Source organism: Halarcobacter sp., from assembly GCF_963675975.1.
In the GTDB taxonomy this organism is placed as follows: Bacteria; Campylobacterota; Campylobacteria; order Campylobacterales; family Arcobacteraceae; genus Halarcobacter.
This window is the reverse complement of sequence record NZ_OY780939.1, coordinates 378,206-393,708: the sequence shown is the minus strand read 5'-3', so window position 1 is coordinate 393,708 and position 15,503 is coordinate 378,206. Positions and strand designations below refer to the sequence as shown.

Below are 15,503 nucleotides of genomic sequence, written 5' to 3'. Positions count from 1 at the left end.
GTTAAATTGTAAATTTGTTTATTTGTCGTTGATTGTTATTTGCATTTTTTGAAGAAGTTCTAAAAGCTGGATTGCTTCTTTTTCATCCAAGTTTTTAATAAGTTCATTGTTTACTTCTCTGGCACAAGATATAATCTCTTGGGTTAAAGATATACCACTTTTTGTAAGAAGTAATTTTTTCTTTCTTTTATCTTTTTCACACTGAACTCTTTTTAAGTAGCCTTTTGTTTCTAGCCTATCTACAAGCCTTGTTATACTTGTTTCATCTCCATATGAATATTTTAGCAATTCTTTTTGGGTAGATAGATTATTTTTATAAAGGTTTATAAGTATGCTAAATTGAAGATGGGTTAAATTATATGGTTTTAACTTTGCTTCCATTGATTTTTTAATATTAATAAAAATCACGTTAAAATGGTATCCTAAGGAGTCTTGTAGGTTAAATTCATATTTATTCATAAAAGTATTATAGCTTAATAAATATAGTACTTGTCTTTAACAAGTATTTAAGTTTCAAATAAATATACTTGCATTTGACAAGTATATTTTCAATTGTTAAAGGATATTAATGGAAAAGTTTGATGTTTTAATTATTGGTGGAGGAGTTTCAGGACTTTCGTGTGCTATAACTTTAGGTTCTGCAGAATCAAAAATGGATATAGTTGAAAATAAAAAGATTTTAGTTCTTGATTCAGGTGAATCACACTTAAATAAAGCAGAGTTATATAATGTAGCAGGTGTAAAAGAGGGAACTAAAGGTAAAGATTTATTAGTTTCAATGAATCAAAAAGCAAATCTTTATAAAATAGTAGAAACTAAAAAAGATACAGTTACTAAAGTAAATAATGAAGATAATGAATATTTGATTGAAACACAATCAGGTGAAAAATATAAAGCTGAAATTGTAGTTTTCGCTACTGGTATGCAAACTATAGAAATTGAAGGGATTGGCTCACAAATTATAAAACATATAAGAGCTCCAAGACCAGGTATGATTATGATTGAAAACGATAATGGAATTATCGAAGATGGAAAATATGTTACAGGATGTGCAGCAGGTGCAAGTTCAATGTTTAGTTCGGCAGCTGGTTATGGGGCACAAACGGCAACAGATATATTAAGTCTTTGGGCAGGAAAATATACAGTAATTCATGATGTAGATACAAAATAAAAGGATAATTATGTCAAAAAAAAATGTACTTATTACAGGTGGTGCTAGAGGTATTGGTGCTGCAACAGCAGTTTTATTAGGAAAAAGTGGATACAGAGTTTTTATTAACTATGTAAATAGTACTCAAGTTGCGCAAGAGTTAGTAAAAGAGATAAGTTTTGATGGTGGAGAAGCTTATGCTATTCAAGCAGATGTAAGAGATGACGCACAAATTGAAGCTATGTTTGATGAGATTCAAACTAAACATGGTGGAGTGGATATTTTAGTATCAAATGCAAATATGAACTTTACTCCAAAACCTTTTGTTGATCAAACTTGGGATGAGTTTTCACAAAAATTAAATGATGAAATGCATGCAGCATATGTTTGTGCAAAATTTGCTACAAAATCAATGATAGAGAAAAAATTTGGAAGATTAGTATTTATCTCAAGTACTTTATCTGAAGACCCACTTACAAGTTTTATTGCACATGGTAGTGCAAAAGGTTCATTAGATTCATTTAGTAAATACTTAGCATATGAATTAGGTTCTTATGGTATTACATCAAATGTGGTAGCTCCAGGATTAGTATTAACAGATGCAACAGCAGGTGCACCTGAAGAGTTTATAGAATTTCTTAGATCTTCAACACCAACTGGAAGAGTAGCAAATCCAGAGGATATTGCAAATGCAGTTAGTTTATTTGTAAAAGATGAAAGTTCTCATCTTACAGGTACATATCTACCAGTTTGTGGTGGAGCTTATTTATAATATAAAAGGTTTTATCCCTTTTTATTAAAAATTAAAAAGGAAAAATCTTACTTCTAAAACATCTAAAAAATAAAATTTAAAGTATATAATGGGTTTTTTATATTAAAATTGCGCGATTTAATACCCAATAAAGAGAAAAATGAAAAAAAGCATTATAGAAAATAGAGAAATATTATTAGTTGAAGATGGTATTCATGATACCCATTTAAATGATATAAAAATTTTTAAAACAGAAGTTTATGAACCTAAAAGTCCTTTGATTTATGATGTTTGTTTAATACTTGTTCTTCAAGGTAAAAAGATTGCAAACCTTGCTAGTAATCGTTTTACCTTTGACTGTGACAATTATCTTGTTGTACCTACTACTCTACCTTTAGAGTGTGAAACCTATGCCACAAAAGAGGAACCTTTTATTAGTCTTATCATATCTTTAGATAGAGAAATGATGGTAGATATAATTGAAGAGTTAAGTCATAGGGATTTTAAAATTGAAAATAATAGCAATGTTGGTATTTTTGCTGATAAGGTAACTGAACAAATAGAAGATACAACTGCAAAATTATTAGATATCTTAGAATCAAAAGAGGAATCAATGATTTTAGGAAAAGGTGTTTTAAAAGAGTTGTTTTACAGAATTGCAATTGGAAAAAATGCAAAAATGCTCCATAAAATGTTTTTAGAAGAAAACAAAGAATCAAAAATAGCAAAAGCTTTAAAACATATCCATGATAACTATAATAAAACTTTAGATATGGATTCATTGGCTAGAGTTTGCGATATGAGTGTTTCATCTTTTCATAACCATTTTAAAAAAATAACTTCGCATACTCCTCTTCAATATATAAAAAAGATTAGATTAACAAGAGCAAAAGATTTATTGGTTAAACATGATTATAAAGTTGTGGATGTAGCAGATGAGTTAGGTTATGATAACCCTTCACATTTTAGTAGGGATTTTAAAAGTTATTTTGGGTATTCACCAAAAGAGGCAAAAGCCTCTTGTTAGTGTAGTGTAAGTTGAAACTTACGCTGCAATAGATCTGTTAATAATTTTTTCAACTTTGTCTAAAGTAACAGTTCCATTTTCTCCGATTTCAGTGTAACCGTGAGATTTAAATGCGCTATGGATATTTTCAACAACTTTATCATCAATCTCATAAGCAGTTAATTTAGTTGGAACACCAACAGATTCAAATACCTCTTCGATTTTTTCGATAATTGCTTCGTTATTGTTTTCAATTCCAAATACATTTTTACCAAATTGTGCTAATTTGTCTTGTTTCTCATCAATCATCTCTCTGATTAAGTGAGGTAAGATTACTGCTAAAGATCTAGCGTGATCTAATCCGTAGAATGCAGTTAATTCGTGTCCAATAATATGAGTTGACCAGTCTTGGCAAACACCATTTGCTAATTGGAAGTTAAGTGCTTGATTACAGATGTGCATTAAGTTTTCTTGCCACCATAATGTTCTTCTTTCTTCCCATCTAGAAGCAAGAGTTACTAAACCTTTATATAAAGTTTCAGCATAACCATCATTTACTAAAAGGTCATTTGTTTTTGTTAAGTATTGCTCAGAGATGTGAACAAATGCATCAACTAAACCATTTCCTAATTGTCTGTCAGATAAAGTTCCCATAAATGATGGGTCTAATACTGCAAATTGTGGGTAAGAATGGTCTGAGAAATACATTCTTTTTTCATCTGTAGTTTTTCTTGATACAACTGTTAAGTTATTTGATTCAGAACCAGTTGCTGCTAAAGTTAATACAACTGCTAAAGGAAGTGCTCTTTCAACTTCTGCTGTACCATCTAGGAAATCCCATCCATCACCATCATATAAAGATGCTGCTGCAAGGTATTTAGAACCATCAATAACAGAACCACCACCAACTGCAAGGATATAATTAACACCTTCAGCTTTTACTAATTCTACTGCTTTATTCATAGTTTCAACTGTTGGATTTGGCTCAACACCACCAAACTCTAACCATTCGTGACCTTTTAGTGCTTCTGCAACTTGGTCATAAGCTCCGTTATTTTTAACTGAACCACCACCATAAACTACTAATACTTTTTTATCTTTAGGGATTAGGTTTGCAATCTCTTTGATTTTACTTTTTCCAAATTCTATACCTGTTGGATTGTGAAAAGAAAATTCCATTTATTTTGTCCTTTATTAATTTTTGTGAGTGAATTATAAAAGGATTACTAATAGTTTTGAATACCAAATTCTACAAATCATATACCAAATTCTACAAATGAAATTTGAAACTTAGAGAATCAGACAAGAGCTTTGGATTATTTTTCTATTTAAAATTCTAAAACTGTTTTATAATTGAATTTATATAATATATAAGGATAATAAATTGCAAAAAACAAATACAAAGATTGGATTTTTTGCCTCTACAATCTCTTTTTTAATGGTCTTTGCAGCATCTGCTACACCAATACCACTTTATGATATTTATAGACAAGAAGATGGATTAACATATAATGATTTAGCCCTTACAGCGGTTGTTTATTTTGTTGGTGCAATTACTGCACTTTTAATTTTTGGAAGAATCTCAAATCACCTGGGAAGAAAGCCTGTAGCATTTTTGATTTTTGCATTAACTGCTATTGCAACTATAATTTTATTTGATGTTGATAGTGCTACTCCACTTATTATTGGAAGATTTTTATTAGGACTTGCATGTGGATTGGCTTCAAGTGCAATAACATCATATATAGCAGATAGTGCTTCTTTTTTACCCCATTGGGTACCTTCAGCAGTAATTAGTAATTCTCCTATGACTGGATTAACTATTGGAGCTATTGTATCTGGTTCTTTGGTTGAATTTGGACCATATCCTAGAGTATTGTGTTACATTGTTGTATTAATTGTATTAGCAATATGTACTATTTTAATAGCAATAAGTAAAGAAACAGTAGATAAAACACCAGGGATAATTAGTTCTTTTAAACCAAAATTTTCATTACCACAAGCAGATAAAAGATTGTTTCCAATAGCAGCAGTTACTTTTGTATCAACTTGGGCTATGGGGGCATTTTATCAAGCTTTTGGGCCTTCTGTTGCAGTTGACCAACTTGGAACTCATAGTACTCTTATGATAGGTATTTTGTTTTCATCTTATCTTCTTCCAAGTGCAATAGGTGGACCTTTAACAGCTAAATTAACACCAGCAAATGCTCAAAGAATAGGTATGGTTATGTTTACTATTGGTGTAATAGGAATTATTACATCATTAAAGTTTTCTAGTATAACAATGTTTTTAGCTTGCAGTGCACTAGCAGGTGCTTCACAAGGAGCAGCTTTAACAGGAAGTATTCGTTCACTACTTGCAGATGTTGATATAAAAGAAAGAGCGGGAATATTGTCATTAATATATGCAGTTTCTTATACAGGAGCAGCAGTACCTAGTTTTATTTCTGGACAGTTATCACATCATATGGACTTATTTCATGTATCAATTTTTTATGGAATAATAGCAATTGTTGCATGTTTTATTACACTTATATTTGCTAAAAATCCAAAGCATGCAGAGGCTGAGCTAGAGTTATAAATTATAATTTCTATATTTATAGAATTAGGCAATAAAGATAGAGTATTTTTCTACTAAAAAATTTTTGATTAATTTATAATGTTTATTGTAAATTAAATTGAATAGGAGAAAACTTGTGAGACGCTTATTAATATTATTTATAATGCTTTTTTCCACATCCCCCTTGTTTTGCAAGCAATCTCCTACTCAATTTAATGAACATAAATTGAGCTTGTCAGATATGAAAATTAAAAAAGGAGAATCAATGAAAATTTCTGTTAAATCAAATGGTAATACTACGATTTATGAATTAAATAATTCAACAGCTTCAAAAGAATTATATGAGCAGTTACCTTTAGATATAAAAGTTGAAAACTATAGTCATGATGAAAAGATATTTTATCCACCAAATAAATTATCAACAAATAATACTCCCCTTGCTAGCAATGCAAAAACGGGGACATTGGCATATTATGCACCTTGGGGTGATGTAGTGATGTTTTATAAAGATTTTGGAAGTGCTAGTGGTTTATATGAATTAGGTAAGGTTATTTCAGGTTCTGAATATATAAAAAATATGTCTGGAACTGTAGAGATTGAAAAAGTGGAATAAAAGAGCATTTATAAAATGGAATCTTTTTTCAAAGATGATTTAAAATAATCAACAAAGGATTAATATGAAAGATGCAAAGAGAAAAGAACATACGCGAAGAGATTTTATGAAAGCTAGTGCTATTGTTGGTGCAGGAGTAGTGTTTTCAACACAACCTGTTAATATATTTGCAAATACAAAAGGAGATAAAATGAGTAATACAGTTAAAACAAAAGGATACGCAGCATTTGATGAGTCAGGTGAAATTAGACCATGGGAATTTGAAAGAAGACCAGTTGGTGATGATGATATTTTAATAGAAATCAAAGCAGCAAGTATTTGTCACTCAGACATTCACCAAGAAAAAGGTCACTGGGGAAAACAACAATACCCACAAGTGCCAGGTCATGAAATAGCTGGTGTTGTAACACAAGTAGGTAAAAATGTAACTAAATTTAAAGTTGGTGATAGAGCAGGTGTTGGTTGTATGGTAAATGGTTGTACAACTTGCGGTGATGAAGAACAATATTTACCAGATACTAAATTTACATATGGTTACCCAGAAGAGAAAGAACCAACAGGAATCACTCAAGGTGGATATTCAACTCACTTAGTTGTAAGAGATCATTTTGCAGTACATTTACCAGAAAATGTATCTTTTGAAAAAGCAGCTCCACTTTTATGTGCAGGGATTACAACATATTCACCACTAATAAAAGCTGAAATTAAAAAAGGTGATAAAGTTGGTGTTGCAGGTATTGGTGGATTAGGTCATATGGCAGTAAAAATTGCTGTATCAAAAGGTGCAGAAGTATATGCATTTACTACAAGTGCTGACAAAGTTGATGATATCAAAGGTTTTGGAGCAAAAGAGGTTATTGTTGTAGATGAAGAGTTAAAAGCTATACAACCATATGCTGGACAATTAGATTATATGATTTCAACAATTCCTTATCAATTTAATGTAGCTGCTTATGCAAATGCAGTTAAACCTTATGGTTATTTTACAATGGTAGGTATGCCAATAGGATTTGAACTTACACTTAGCAATATTGGTTTAGCAGCAAACAGAGTTAACTTCAATGCTTCACTTATTGGTGGAATGAAAGAGACACAAGAGATGGTTGATTATTGTGTAGCAAATAATGTATTACCAGAGATTCAAATGATTAAAGCTAGTGAGATTACACAAGCTTGGAAAAACGTAGAAAACAAAAAAGCTAGATACAGATACGTAATTGATACAGCAACTATCTAAGTTTTAAAGGAAAAAAATGTCAAAAATCTTCATAACTGGTTCATCTGATGGGATTGGACTTGAAGCGGCAAAAAGGCTTATTAATCTTGGGCATGAGGTTGTACTTCATGCTAGAGATAAAAAAAAAGCGAAAGAGCTTGAATCTAAATTTAATGTAAAAATTTTAATAGGTAATTTAAATAATTTAGAGGAAACAAAATCTTTAGCAGAAGAGATTAATAAGCAAGAAACATTTGATACTATTATTCATAATGCCGGTGTATTTCATGAAGATAAAGAAACAATTTTTACAGTTAATGTTTTGGCACCATATATTTTAACAACTTTAATAAAAAAACCAAAACAACTCATATACATTGGTTCAAACATGCATCCTCAAGGAAGTTTTGACATAGAAAAACTATCTACTATAAAAAAGGTTGATTACTCAACCTCTAAACTTTTAATTCTAATGATGAGTTTAGCAGTTGCTAGATATTGGAAAGATATATGCGTAAACACAGTTGATCCAGGTTGGGTAAAAACAAAAATGGCAAATTACAATGCACCTGATAGTTTAGAAGATGGAAGTGCTACACAAGTATGGCTTGCTTCAAATGATGATTTAGGTTTTAGTGGAAAATACTTTTATCACCTTCAAGAAACAATATACTCAAAAAAAGCAGATGATGTAGAAATTCAAGATAAGTTAATAAATATATATGAAGAATTAACAGGGATTAGATTCCCTCATAATAATTAATAAAAAGATAATAATGGAAGATAAAAAAGAATTTGACTCCTCATGGGGTTCAGTATGGGCAATGGCACTTTGTGCTTTTGTTCTAGTTGCATCGGAGTTTATGCCGGTTAGTTTATTAACTCCAATTGCGAGTGATTTAAATATAACAGAAGGGCAAGCAGGACAATCAATAACTGCTTCAGGTTTATTTGGACTTTTAACAAGTCTTTTTTTAACAACTATCATAGGAAAAATTGATAGAAAAACAGTGATGTTATTCTTCACTTTTTTAATGGGTATTTCAGGCTTAATGGTTGCCTTTGCACCAAATACATTTGTATTTATGACTGGTCGTGTATTGCTTGGGATTTGTATTGGTGGTTTTTGGGGAATGTCAGCAGCAACTGCTATGAGACTAGTTCCTAAACAATCTGTACCAAAAGCACTTGCTGTTATAAATGGTGGAAATGCACTTGCAACAACTGTTGCAGCTCCACTTGGAAGTTTTTTAGGAAGTATTATTGGATGGAGAGGAGCATTTTTTTGTATTGTTCCTATTGCGATTATTGCATTTATTTGGCAATACAAGGGATTACCACAACTTCCAGCAAGACACTCTTATGGTCACAGACCAAAATTAAGCAGTGTATTTAAACTTTTCAATAACTGGAAAGTTGCACTAGGAATGGTATCAACAATGTTGTTTTTTATGGGTGTATTTTCACTCTTTACATATCTTAGACCATTTTTGGAAAAAGAAACAGGCTTAGATGTTGAGATGTTATCTTTAGCACTCTTAACTTTAGGAGTTACAGGTTTAATTGGAACATTTATAATTGGTCACTTACTAAAAACAAGATTATTTAGTCTACTAATAGTAATACCTTTTTTAATGATGTTTTTATCAATTGGATTTATCCTTTTTGGACATAATGTGGTTTTTGTATTTATTCTAATGGCTCTATGGGGCTTATTTGCAACTTCAGCACCTGTTGCTTGGTGGACATGGCTTAGTAAAACATTGCCAAATGACGCAGAAGCAGGTGGAGGACTTATGGTTGCAGTAGTTCAATTAGCAATTACATTAGGTGCTGCATTAGGTGGATTATTATTTGATGCATATGGATATGAAATTACATTTGTTTTTAGTGCAATTATATTAGCAATTGGTGCACTAATGTCAAGTATAACAGCAGTTTATACAATAAAAAACAAGTAATCTATGAAGATGATTAGATTCTTTTTTTTGATTTTTTTTACAGGAGTTTTTATGGGTAGTTGTGCACAAAACACAGAAAAAATAAATAAAGATTTAAAAGGACATTATGATAATGGAAAATTTAAAAATCATGAAGTTGAATATAAATCTGATTTTATAGATTTTGCGTCAAATGTGTGGACATTTATAACTGATAAAACAGAAAATAAAATACCTTCAGAAGATGAAATTCCTGTAGTAAAATTGACAAAAAATGATTTAATTAATATGCCTGATAATTCTGTGGTAAGAATAGTTCACTCTACACTTCTATTTAAAATGGATGGCAAATTTATATTAACTGATCCTGTATTTTCAGAAACAATTACTTCTTTTCCTATTTTTGCTCCAAAAAGGTTTCATCAATTACCTATTAGTATTGAAGATTTGCCTTTTATTGATGTTGTAATAATTTCCCATAATCATTATGACCATTTAGATGAAAACAGTATTAAAAAATTAAAAGATAAAGTTGGATATTTCTATACAACTTTAGGTGTTAAACAAATATTATTAGACTGGGGTGTAGATACAATGAAAGTTTGTGAGCTTGATTGGTGGCAATCTTGTACAAATCAAACAATACAGATATCTGCAACTCCAGCTCAACATTTTTCAGGACGTGGTTTATTTGATAAAAATGAAACTTTATGGGCTTCTTGGGTTATAAAATCATCTAAAGCAAATGTATACTTTAGTGGAGATACTGGATATTTTGAAAGTTTTAAAAAGATTAGTGAAAAATATGGTCCTTTTGATATGACTTTTTTAGAAGCAGGGGCATATAATGAAAGATGGAAAGAAATTCATATGATGCCTAATCAAACTGTTCAAGCGAATATTGATTTAAATGGAAAAATACTTTTTCCTATACATAATAGTACTTTTAAATTATCACTCCACCCTTGGAATGAACCTTTAAACAGAGTTTTAAAAGAAGCAAATAGAAGAAAAATTAAGATAACTCATCCAATGATGGGAGAGATAATTCCTTTATTGGAATATACTGAATCTAAGCAATGGTGGAACTGAATAAAAATTCACATAAACTATGTAATGTAAGTAATATTTTAGTAAAATATAAAATTATCTTTAAACTTATCAGGAAATCTTTATGTCATATAACTTACAAGAATTATCAAAACTTGATAAAAACCTTCTTCATTTATTAACTGAACACTTACCTGATATGCTTTGGATTAAGGATATTAACGGGTATTATATCTACGCAAATAAAGCTATTTGTGAAGGTTTATTAATGGCAAAAGATACTAGTGAACCTATAGGGAAAAATGATGTATTTTTTGCAATGAGAGAAAGAGAAGCCCATAAAGAAAATCCAAAATGGCATACTTTTGGTGAGTTGTGTTTTAACAGTGACCAAGTTGTAATTGATGCAAATAAACAAATGAAGTTTGAAGAGTGGGGAAATGTAAAAGGTAAACTACTTTATTTGGAAGTAAACAAAGCACCTTTTTATGATGATAAGGGAAATATTATTGGAACAGTAGGTTCAGGTAGAGATATAAGCCAATTAAAATTAACTCAATTTGAGTTAGCAAAACAAGCACAAATTATTGAACAAATTCATGATTGTATTATTACTAGTGATAAATTTGGAAATATTATAACTTGGAATAGAAGTTCTGAAAAAACTTTTGATTATAAAATAGAGGAAGTTTTAGGAAAAAGTATTAATATAATTTTCCCAGAAGAGGTATATGAAGAGATTAAAAATATTGATTTAAAAAATCTTGAAAACAATTCTTTTGATAAAAAAGTAAAATTAATAACTAAAACCTCAAAAATATTAACATGCATGCTTTCTATGTCTTTTTTTAAAGAGAAAAATTCAGATAAAAACAGAATTATTTATTATATAAAAGATATAAGTGATGAAGAAAAATTAAGTGAAGAGAATAAACAACAAGAAAGAATTATAAATATACAATCTCAACATGTAGCAATGGGGCAAATGATAGGTAATATAGCCCATCAGTGGAGACAGCCTTTAAGTGTAATTTCTGCTGCAACAACTGGAGTTCAAGTTCAAAAAGCTTTAGGTACTCTATCCGATGAGTCTTTAGAAAACTCATACAACAGTATTAATATGCAAGTTCAATATTTATCTAATACTATAAATACTTTCAGAGATTTTATAAAAGAAGAAAAAGTTTATAAAGAGGTGATTTTACAAGAGAGAGTTGATAAGGCTTTAGAGATTTTAGATGCGGCATTGGTTGGTAATCATATAAAAGTTATAAATAATATGGATTATACAACTCCTTTAAAAGTAAAATTAATAGCAGGGGAACTTTCTCAAGTTATAATAAATATTGTAAGTAATTCTAAAGATATTTTAATAGAAAAAGAGATCAAAAATCCTTGGGTAAAAGTTGATTTAACAACTAAAAAAAATAAAGTGATTTTATCATTTGAAGATAATGCAGGGGGAATCCCTTTAGAGATTATAGATAAGATTTTTGAACCATATTTTACAACTAAACATAAATCTATAGGTACTGGCTTAGGATTATATATGAGTTATAAAATCGTGGTTGAAAGTTTAAGAGGAAAGTTATATACAAAAAACACACGAAATGGTGCAAAGTTTTATATAGAACTTCCTTTAGTTGATTAACTATTTCTAACTATTTGATTTCTACCATTTTCTTTGGCAATATATAATCTTTTATCAACTGTTTTCATTACTGACTCCAAATCATCTTCATCTGTTGGTACAATTGAAACTAAACCTATAGAAACAGTCATATAATCAGAGATTTTACTACCTTTACTTTCTATTTTTAGATCGTTTATGTTTTTTTGTAGTTTTAAAGCTAAATTGTAACAAGCGTCACTTTTATAACAATTAAAAATTATTGCAAACTCTTCACCACCAACTCTAAATGCAAAATCTGATGGTCTTTTACAAGTTTCTCTTAAACATTCACCAATTTTCTTTAAAGCTTCATCTCCATATGCATGGCCATACATGTCATTAAGAAGTTTAAAATAATCTATATCAAAAAGAATTACAGAAAAATATTTTTTTTCTCTTCTAGCTCTTTTCATCTCTAAATCAAAGATATTTTCAAAATGTCGTCTATTATATAAAGAGGTAAGTTGATCGGTGATTGAAAGTTCTTGCAATTGTTTATTTGCTTCTTTTAAAGCCTCTTCTGCTTTGATTCTGGCATTTCTTTCTCTCATTAGGGTTAATGTTCGTGATGAAACTCCATCATACATTGAAAGTATAGCTTCAATAAGTATTCTTATTGAACCATTCATTAGTCTATCAGAGATTCTTTTTGCTTCTTCTTTAGATTTACCTTTTTTAATCTCTTTAATTACTATAGCTAGTCTTTTATCTTCATCAATAATATGAAATGATAACCATCTAATTAAGAACTTAATAACCTCTTCAATAATATCAACAAGAGCTTTATCTTTATTTTTTTCCCTTAATTCAATAACTGTAGGCAAAAATTTTGTATGACTTTTCTTGTGAGCTTTTAGTAATGAACTATCTTCTAAGAACTCTTCCCAAATTTTTTCTTCTGCTTCAAAATGATAATCTGCATATTTTGCAAGTTCATTAAATGCAGTTTCAATCTCTATTTCTTGTTCGTTTATCAGAGTATTTGCTAGATTATTCAATAATTTTACTAATATTTTATGTTGCTTATCAACCTCTTCATGACCAATTTCAAAGTTTTTATTCCACGGAAAAACTTCAAAATAATCTAATGATTCATTTTGTGACATTCTCAACCTTAATTTTTCTTATTATAACAAATTATTGTTTTAGCTTTAGTTATTAAAAAAATATTAGAAGTTATTAATTTATGGGAGTTTTATTATATTATGAGGATTGTTATTTTTGAGAAAGCCTAAAAGCTTTCCCATTGTTCATCATCTTTTTTTACAGCAGTTTGTTTTTTTGAATCTTTATTTTTAGTCTCTACTTCGGATGTATTTAAATCTTTTGCAGTAACAGTTTCTTTACCAATAAATTTTTTCTCATCGGCATTACTTACAATTTTTGTTGCTATATATTGTGTTTGAACTGCAACTTCTTTTGTATGGGTTGCTACACTTGCATTTTCTTGAGTTTGTTGGTCTAATTCAGTTACGGCATCATTTATTTGCTCAATTCCAGACTGTTGCTCTTTTGAAGACATTTCAATATCTTTTATAATTTCAATTGTTTTTGCAATATTTTCATTTAAATCATGATACCCATGAATCATTTTGTCAGCAATAAGTTTACCATCATTCGCTTTTGTTGTTGCATTTTCAACCATTGATTTAATCTCATTTGCTGCATCAGCACTTCTTGAAGCAAGATTTCTCACTTCTTGTGCAACAACAGCAAAACCTTTTCCTGCTTCACCAGCGGTTGCTGCTTCAACCGCTGCATTAAGTGATAAAATATTTGTTTGAAATGCAATTTGGTCAATTATTGTTATAGCTTCGTTTATTGCAGTTACTTGTTTATTTATTTCATCCATAGCTGAAGTTGTCTGTGAAGCTAATTTTTGTCCATCACTTGCTGAAGAGTTTAATTCTTCTGCATAATTAGACATTCTAACTACATTTTCAGTATTTTGTACAATATTACTCGTAATCTCTTCTAAAGCTGCAGCAGTTTCTTCAAGTGAGGCAGCAGCTTCATTTGTTGAATTACTTAGAATATCAACATTTTCAAGAAGAATATCTGCACTGTTTTGTAAGGTAAGACCATTTGCTTTATTCTCTTTTAGCATATGGTTAATAATTTCAGCTAATGAATTCAAACCTTGTGAAGTTTTCCCTGTTGGGTTTGGAATTCTATGGGTAAAATCTAAATCTTGGAACTTTTCTAAGCCAAGTTGAACTTTATTCATATCTCCACAAACTCTATCAGCCATAATATTAAGCATTTCATTAAAAATATTTCTTAATTCATGTAGTGATTCATTTTGTGAATCAAGTTCAACTTTTTTGTAAAGAATACCATTTTTAGCCTCATTTACTATTCTTTTAACATCATCAATAACAAGTAAATCTTTATGAATACCATCTTCTATGGTTTGAAGATATTTATTAAAGTTTTCAGATACCATACCTATTTCATCTTTTGATGAAACTTCAACTCTTGATTTAACATCTCCACTATTTAATAATTGTAATATTCCATTATTTAGTTTTTTTAATGATGAAGATATACTCATAGGTATAGTAATAGAGAATAAAATAATGGCAATAACTATAATAGCTGAAATGATTATAGATGTATGTATAAGGTTTTTATTTAATTTTGCTACCATAGGTCCTATTTGATCTTGTTCCTTTTTAATTGATAGTTTAATATCTTCAGCTAAAGAAGCTATTTTTGCACCAATTGGAACTAATGATTTAGTAGTAATATCATTTCTTTTTTCTATTATTTCAACTAGTTTATTTAATCCATTAAGATATTCTGAAATTGTATTTATAGTAGTCTTAATATCATTTTTTCTTTTTTCTGAACTCATTAATGAAGATAGTTTACTAATATTATTTTTTAAAAGTGAAAACTCTTGTTGAGCTCTATTTATATCATCTGTTGAATTTGAGTTTAAAAATTTTACTACATAAAGTCTTGCTAAAAGTAATAATCTAATAGAGTGAGAAGTTTCTAAAGCTTCAATGTTTTTATTATCTTTTTCAGCATCGAGCATTATTGATGTTAGTAATTGTTCAATATTTTTGCCATTTATATTAAGATTTTCATTTACTATTTTATTACGTTCATTGATTAGTGATATAACATTATAAAAGTCTTCATTATATGTGTCCAATTCGCTTACAATTTTATTTAGCATCTCAGCTCTTTTTGGACTTTTAATCTCTTTAGTTGCTGTTTTTAAAAATTCTGAAGTAGTTTTATAATATTTATCAAACTCTTCTATACTCGTTTTTGATTGAGTCCTTAAATATGTTGAACCTTGCATTCTCATCATTAACATATTTCCTTGAACTCTACTAGCTAGAAGACTATCTCTGGCAAGTTCTCTATAGTTTGAAAAGCCATCAGAAGATTTGTTTAATCCTATTATATTGTAGGTTGCTAGGATTATGACAAGTAACGATATTGCGGAAAATGAAAGTATTAATTTCTTTTTTATACTTAGATTTTTAAACATAGTAAGCTCCTTCAAATCTTTATATTTTATAATATAG

14 protein-coding genes are annotated in these 15,503 nt (G+C 29.4%); 10 read left to right on the top strand and 4 right to left on the bottom strand.

What is annotated here, in order from left to right:
• Nucleotides 1–18 precede the first annotated feature (18 nt).
• Nucleotides 19–408 (bottom strand): MarR family transcriptional regulator, encoded by a 390-nt coding sequence (locus ACKU3H_RS01795; protein WP_320035270.1) that lies wholly within the window; start codon nucleotides 406–408, stop codon nucleotides 19–21.
• A gap of 160 nt (nucleotides 409–568) precedes the next feature.
• Here ACKU3H_RS01795 and ACKU3H_RS01790 point away from each other — a divergent pair, with 160 nt between their 5' ends.
• The 3 genes from ACKU3H_RS01790 (at nucleotide 569) to ACKU3H_RS01780 (ending at nucleotide 2,928) form a co-directional block, all read left to right on the top strand.
• A complete protein-coding gene (locus ACKU3H_RS01790) occupies nucleotides 569–1,171 on the top strand; it encodes an FAD-dependent oxidoreductase (protein WP_320035269.1) in 603 nt (200 codons plus the stop codon).
• Nucleotides 1,172–1,181: 10 nt separating this feature from the next.
• A complete protein-coding gene (locus ACKU3H_RS01785; RefSeq protein WP_320035268.1) occupies nucleotides 1,182–1,922 on the top strand; it encodes an SDR family oxidoreductase in 741 nt (246 codons plus the stop codon).
• A gap of 139 nt (nucleotides 1,923–2,061) precedes the next feature.
• Nucleotides 2,062–2,928 carry an AraC family transcriptional regulator gene (locus ACKU3H_RS01780; protein ID WP_320035267.1) on the top strand — a complete coding sequence of 289 codons (867 nt, stop codon included), beginning with the start codon at nucleotides 2,062–2,064 and terminating at the stop codon, nucleotides 2,926–2,928.
• A gap of 18 nt (nucleotides 2,929–2,946) precedes the next feature.
• Here ACKU3H_RS01780 and ACKU3H_RS01775 read toward each other — a convergent pair whose 3' ends face one another.
• On the bottom strand, nucleotides 2,947–4,086 hold the full coding sequence (locus ACKU3H_RS01775) for an iron-containing alcohol dehydrogenase (RefSeq protein WP_320035266.1): 1,140 nt from the start codon (nucleotides 4,084–4,086) through the stop codon (nucleotides 2,947–2,949).
• A gap of 205 nt (nucleotides 4,087–4,291) precedes the next feature.
• Between ACKU3H_RS01775 and ACKU3H_RS01770 the strand changes: the two genes are divergently transcribed.
• The 7 genes from ACKU3H_RS01770 (at nucleotide 4,292) to ACKU3H_RS01740 (ending at nucleotide 11,937) form a co-directional block, all read left to right on the top strand.
• The gene (locus ACKU3H_RS01770) at nucleotides 4,292–5,488 is read left to right on the top strand and encodes an MFS transporter (RefSeq protein ID WP_320035265.1); all 1,197 of its coding nucleotides are present in this window, start codon (nucleotides 4,292–4,294) and stop codon (nucleotides 5,486–5,488) included.
• 244 nt (nucleotides 5,489–5,732) lie between these two features.
• On the top strand, nucleotides 5,733–6,080 hold the full coding sequence (locus ACKU3H_RS01765) for a cyclophilin-like fold protein (protein WP_320035264.1): 348 nt from the start codon (nucleotides 5,733–5,735) through the stop codon (nucleotides 6,078–6,080).
• 64 nt (nucleotides 6,081–6,144) lie between these two features.
• A complete protein-coding gene (locus tag ACKU3H_RS01760) occupies nucleotides 6,145–7,317 on the top strand; it encodes an alcohol dehydrogenase catalytic domain-containing protein (protein ID WP_320035263.1) in 1,173 nt (390 codons plus the stop codon).
• A 16-nt stretch (nucleotides 7,318–7,333) separates the two neighbouring features.
• A complete protein-coding gene (locus tag ACKU3H_RS01755; protein WP_320035262.1) occupies nucleotides 7,334–8,059 on the top strand; it encodes an SDR family NAD(P)-dependent oxidoreductase in 726 nt (241 codons plus the stop codon).
• Nucleotides 8,060–8,072: 13 nt separating this feature from the next.
• A complete protein-coding gene (locus ACKU3H_RS01750) occupies nucleotides 8,073–9,257 on the top strand; it encodes an MFS transporter (RefSeq protein WP_320035261.1) in 1,185 nt (394 codons plus the stop codon).
• A 51-nt stretch (nucleotides 9,258–9,308) separates the two neighbouring features.
• A complete protein-coding gene (locus tag ACKU3H_RS01745) occupies nucleotides 9,309–10,328 on the top strand; it encodes an MBL fold metallo-hydrolase (RefSeq protein WP_320035260.1) in 1,020 nt (339 codons plus the stop codon).
• Between the two features lie 82 nt (nucleotides 10,329–10,410).
• Complete coding sequence (locus tag ACKU3H_RS01740; RefSeq protein WP_320035259.1) at nucleotides 10,411–11,937, top strand: PAS domain S-box protein; 1,527 nt, start codon at nucleotides 10,411–10,413, stop codon at nucleotides 11,935–11,937.
• On the opposite strand, the gene ACKU3H_RS01735 is transcribed toward ACKU3H_RS01740, so the two are convergent.
• The gene (locus tag ACKU3H_RS01735; RefSeq protein ID WP_320035258.1) at nucleotides 11,934–13,064 is read right to left on the bottom strand and encodes a bacteriohemerythrin; all 1,131 of its coding nucleotides are present in this window, start codon (nucleotides 13,062–13,064) and stop codon (nucleotides 11,934–11,936) included. The genes ACKU3H_RS01740 and ACKU3H_RS01735 overlap by 4 nt on opposite strands.
• 125 nt (nucleotides 13,065–13,189) lie before the next feature.
• Nucleotides 13,190–15,466: a methyl-accepting chemotaxis protein gene (locus ACKU3H_RS01730; protein WP_320035257.1), complete on the bottom strand. Its 2,277-nt coding sequence runs from the start codon at nucleotides 15,464–15,466 to the stop codon at nucleotides 13,190–13,192.
• Nucleotides 15,467–15,503: the final 37 nt, after the last annotated feature.

Coding starts and splice junctions, on each gene's coding strand:
- ACKU3H_RS01790 (WP_320035269.1), top strand. CDS start 569: ATGGAAAAGTTTGATGTTTTAATTATTGGTGGAGGAGTTTCAGGACTT.
- ACKU3H_RS01785 (WP_320035268.1), top strand. CDS start 1,182: ATGTCAAAAAAAAATGTACTTATTACAGGTGGTGCTAGAGGTATTGGT.
- ACKU3H_RS01780 (WP_320035267.1), top strand. CDS start 2,062: ATGAAAAAAAGCATTATAGAAAATAGAGAAATATTATTAGTTGAAGAT.
- ACKU3H_RS01775 (WP_320035266.1), bottom strand. CDS start 4,086: ATGGAATTTTCTTTTCACAATCCAACAGGTATAGAATTTGGAAAAAGT.
- ACKU3H_RS01765 (WP_320035264.1), top strand. CDS start 5,733: ATGAAAATTTCTGTTAAATCAAATGGTAATACTACGATTTATGAATTA.
- ACKU3H_RS01760 (WP_320035263.1), top strand. CDS start 6,145: ATGAAAGATGCAAAGAGAAAAGAACATACGCGAAGAGATTTTATGAAA.
- ACKU3H_RS01755 (WP_320035262.1), top strand. CDS start 7,334: ATGTCAAAAATCTTCATAACTGGTTCATCTGATGGGATTGGACTTGAA.
- ACKU3H_RS01750 (WP_320035261.1), top strand. CDS start 8,073: ATGGAAGATAAAAAAGAATTTGACTCCTCATGGGGTTCAGTATGGGCA.
- ACKU3H_RS01745 (WP_320035260.1), top strand. CDS start 9,309: ATGGGTAGTTGTGCACAAAACACAGAAAAAATAAATAAAGATTTAAAA.
- ACKU3H_RS01740 (WP_320035259.1), top strand. CDS start 10,411: ATGTCATATAACTTACAAGAATTATCAAAACTTGATAAAAACCTTCTT.
- ACKU3H_RS01735 (WP_320035258.1), bottom strand. CDS start 13,064: ATGTCACAAAATGAATCATTAGATTATTTTGAAGTTTTTCCGTGGAAT.
- ACKU3H_RS01730 (WP_320035257.1), bottom strand. CDS start 15,466: ATGTTTAAAAATCTAAGTATAAAAAAGAAATTAATACTTTCATTTTCC.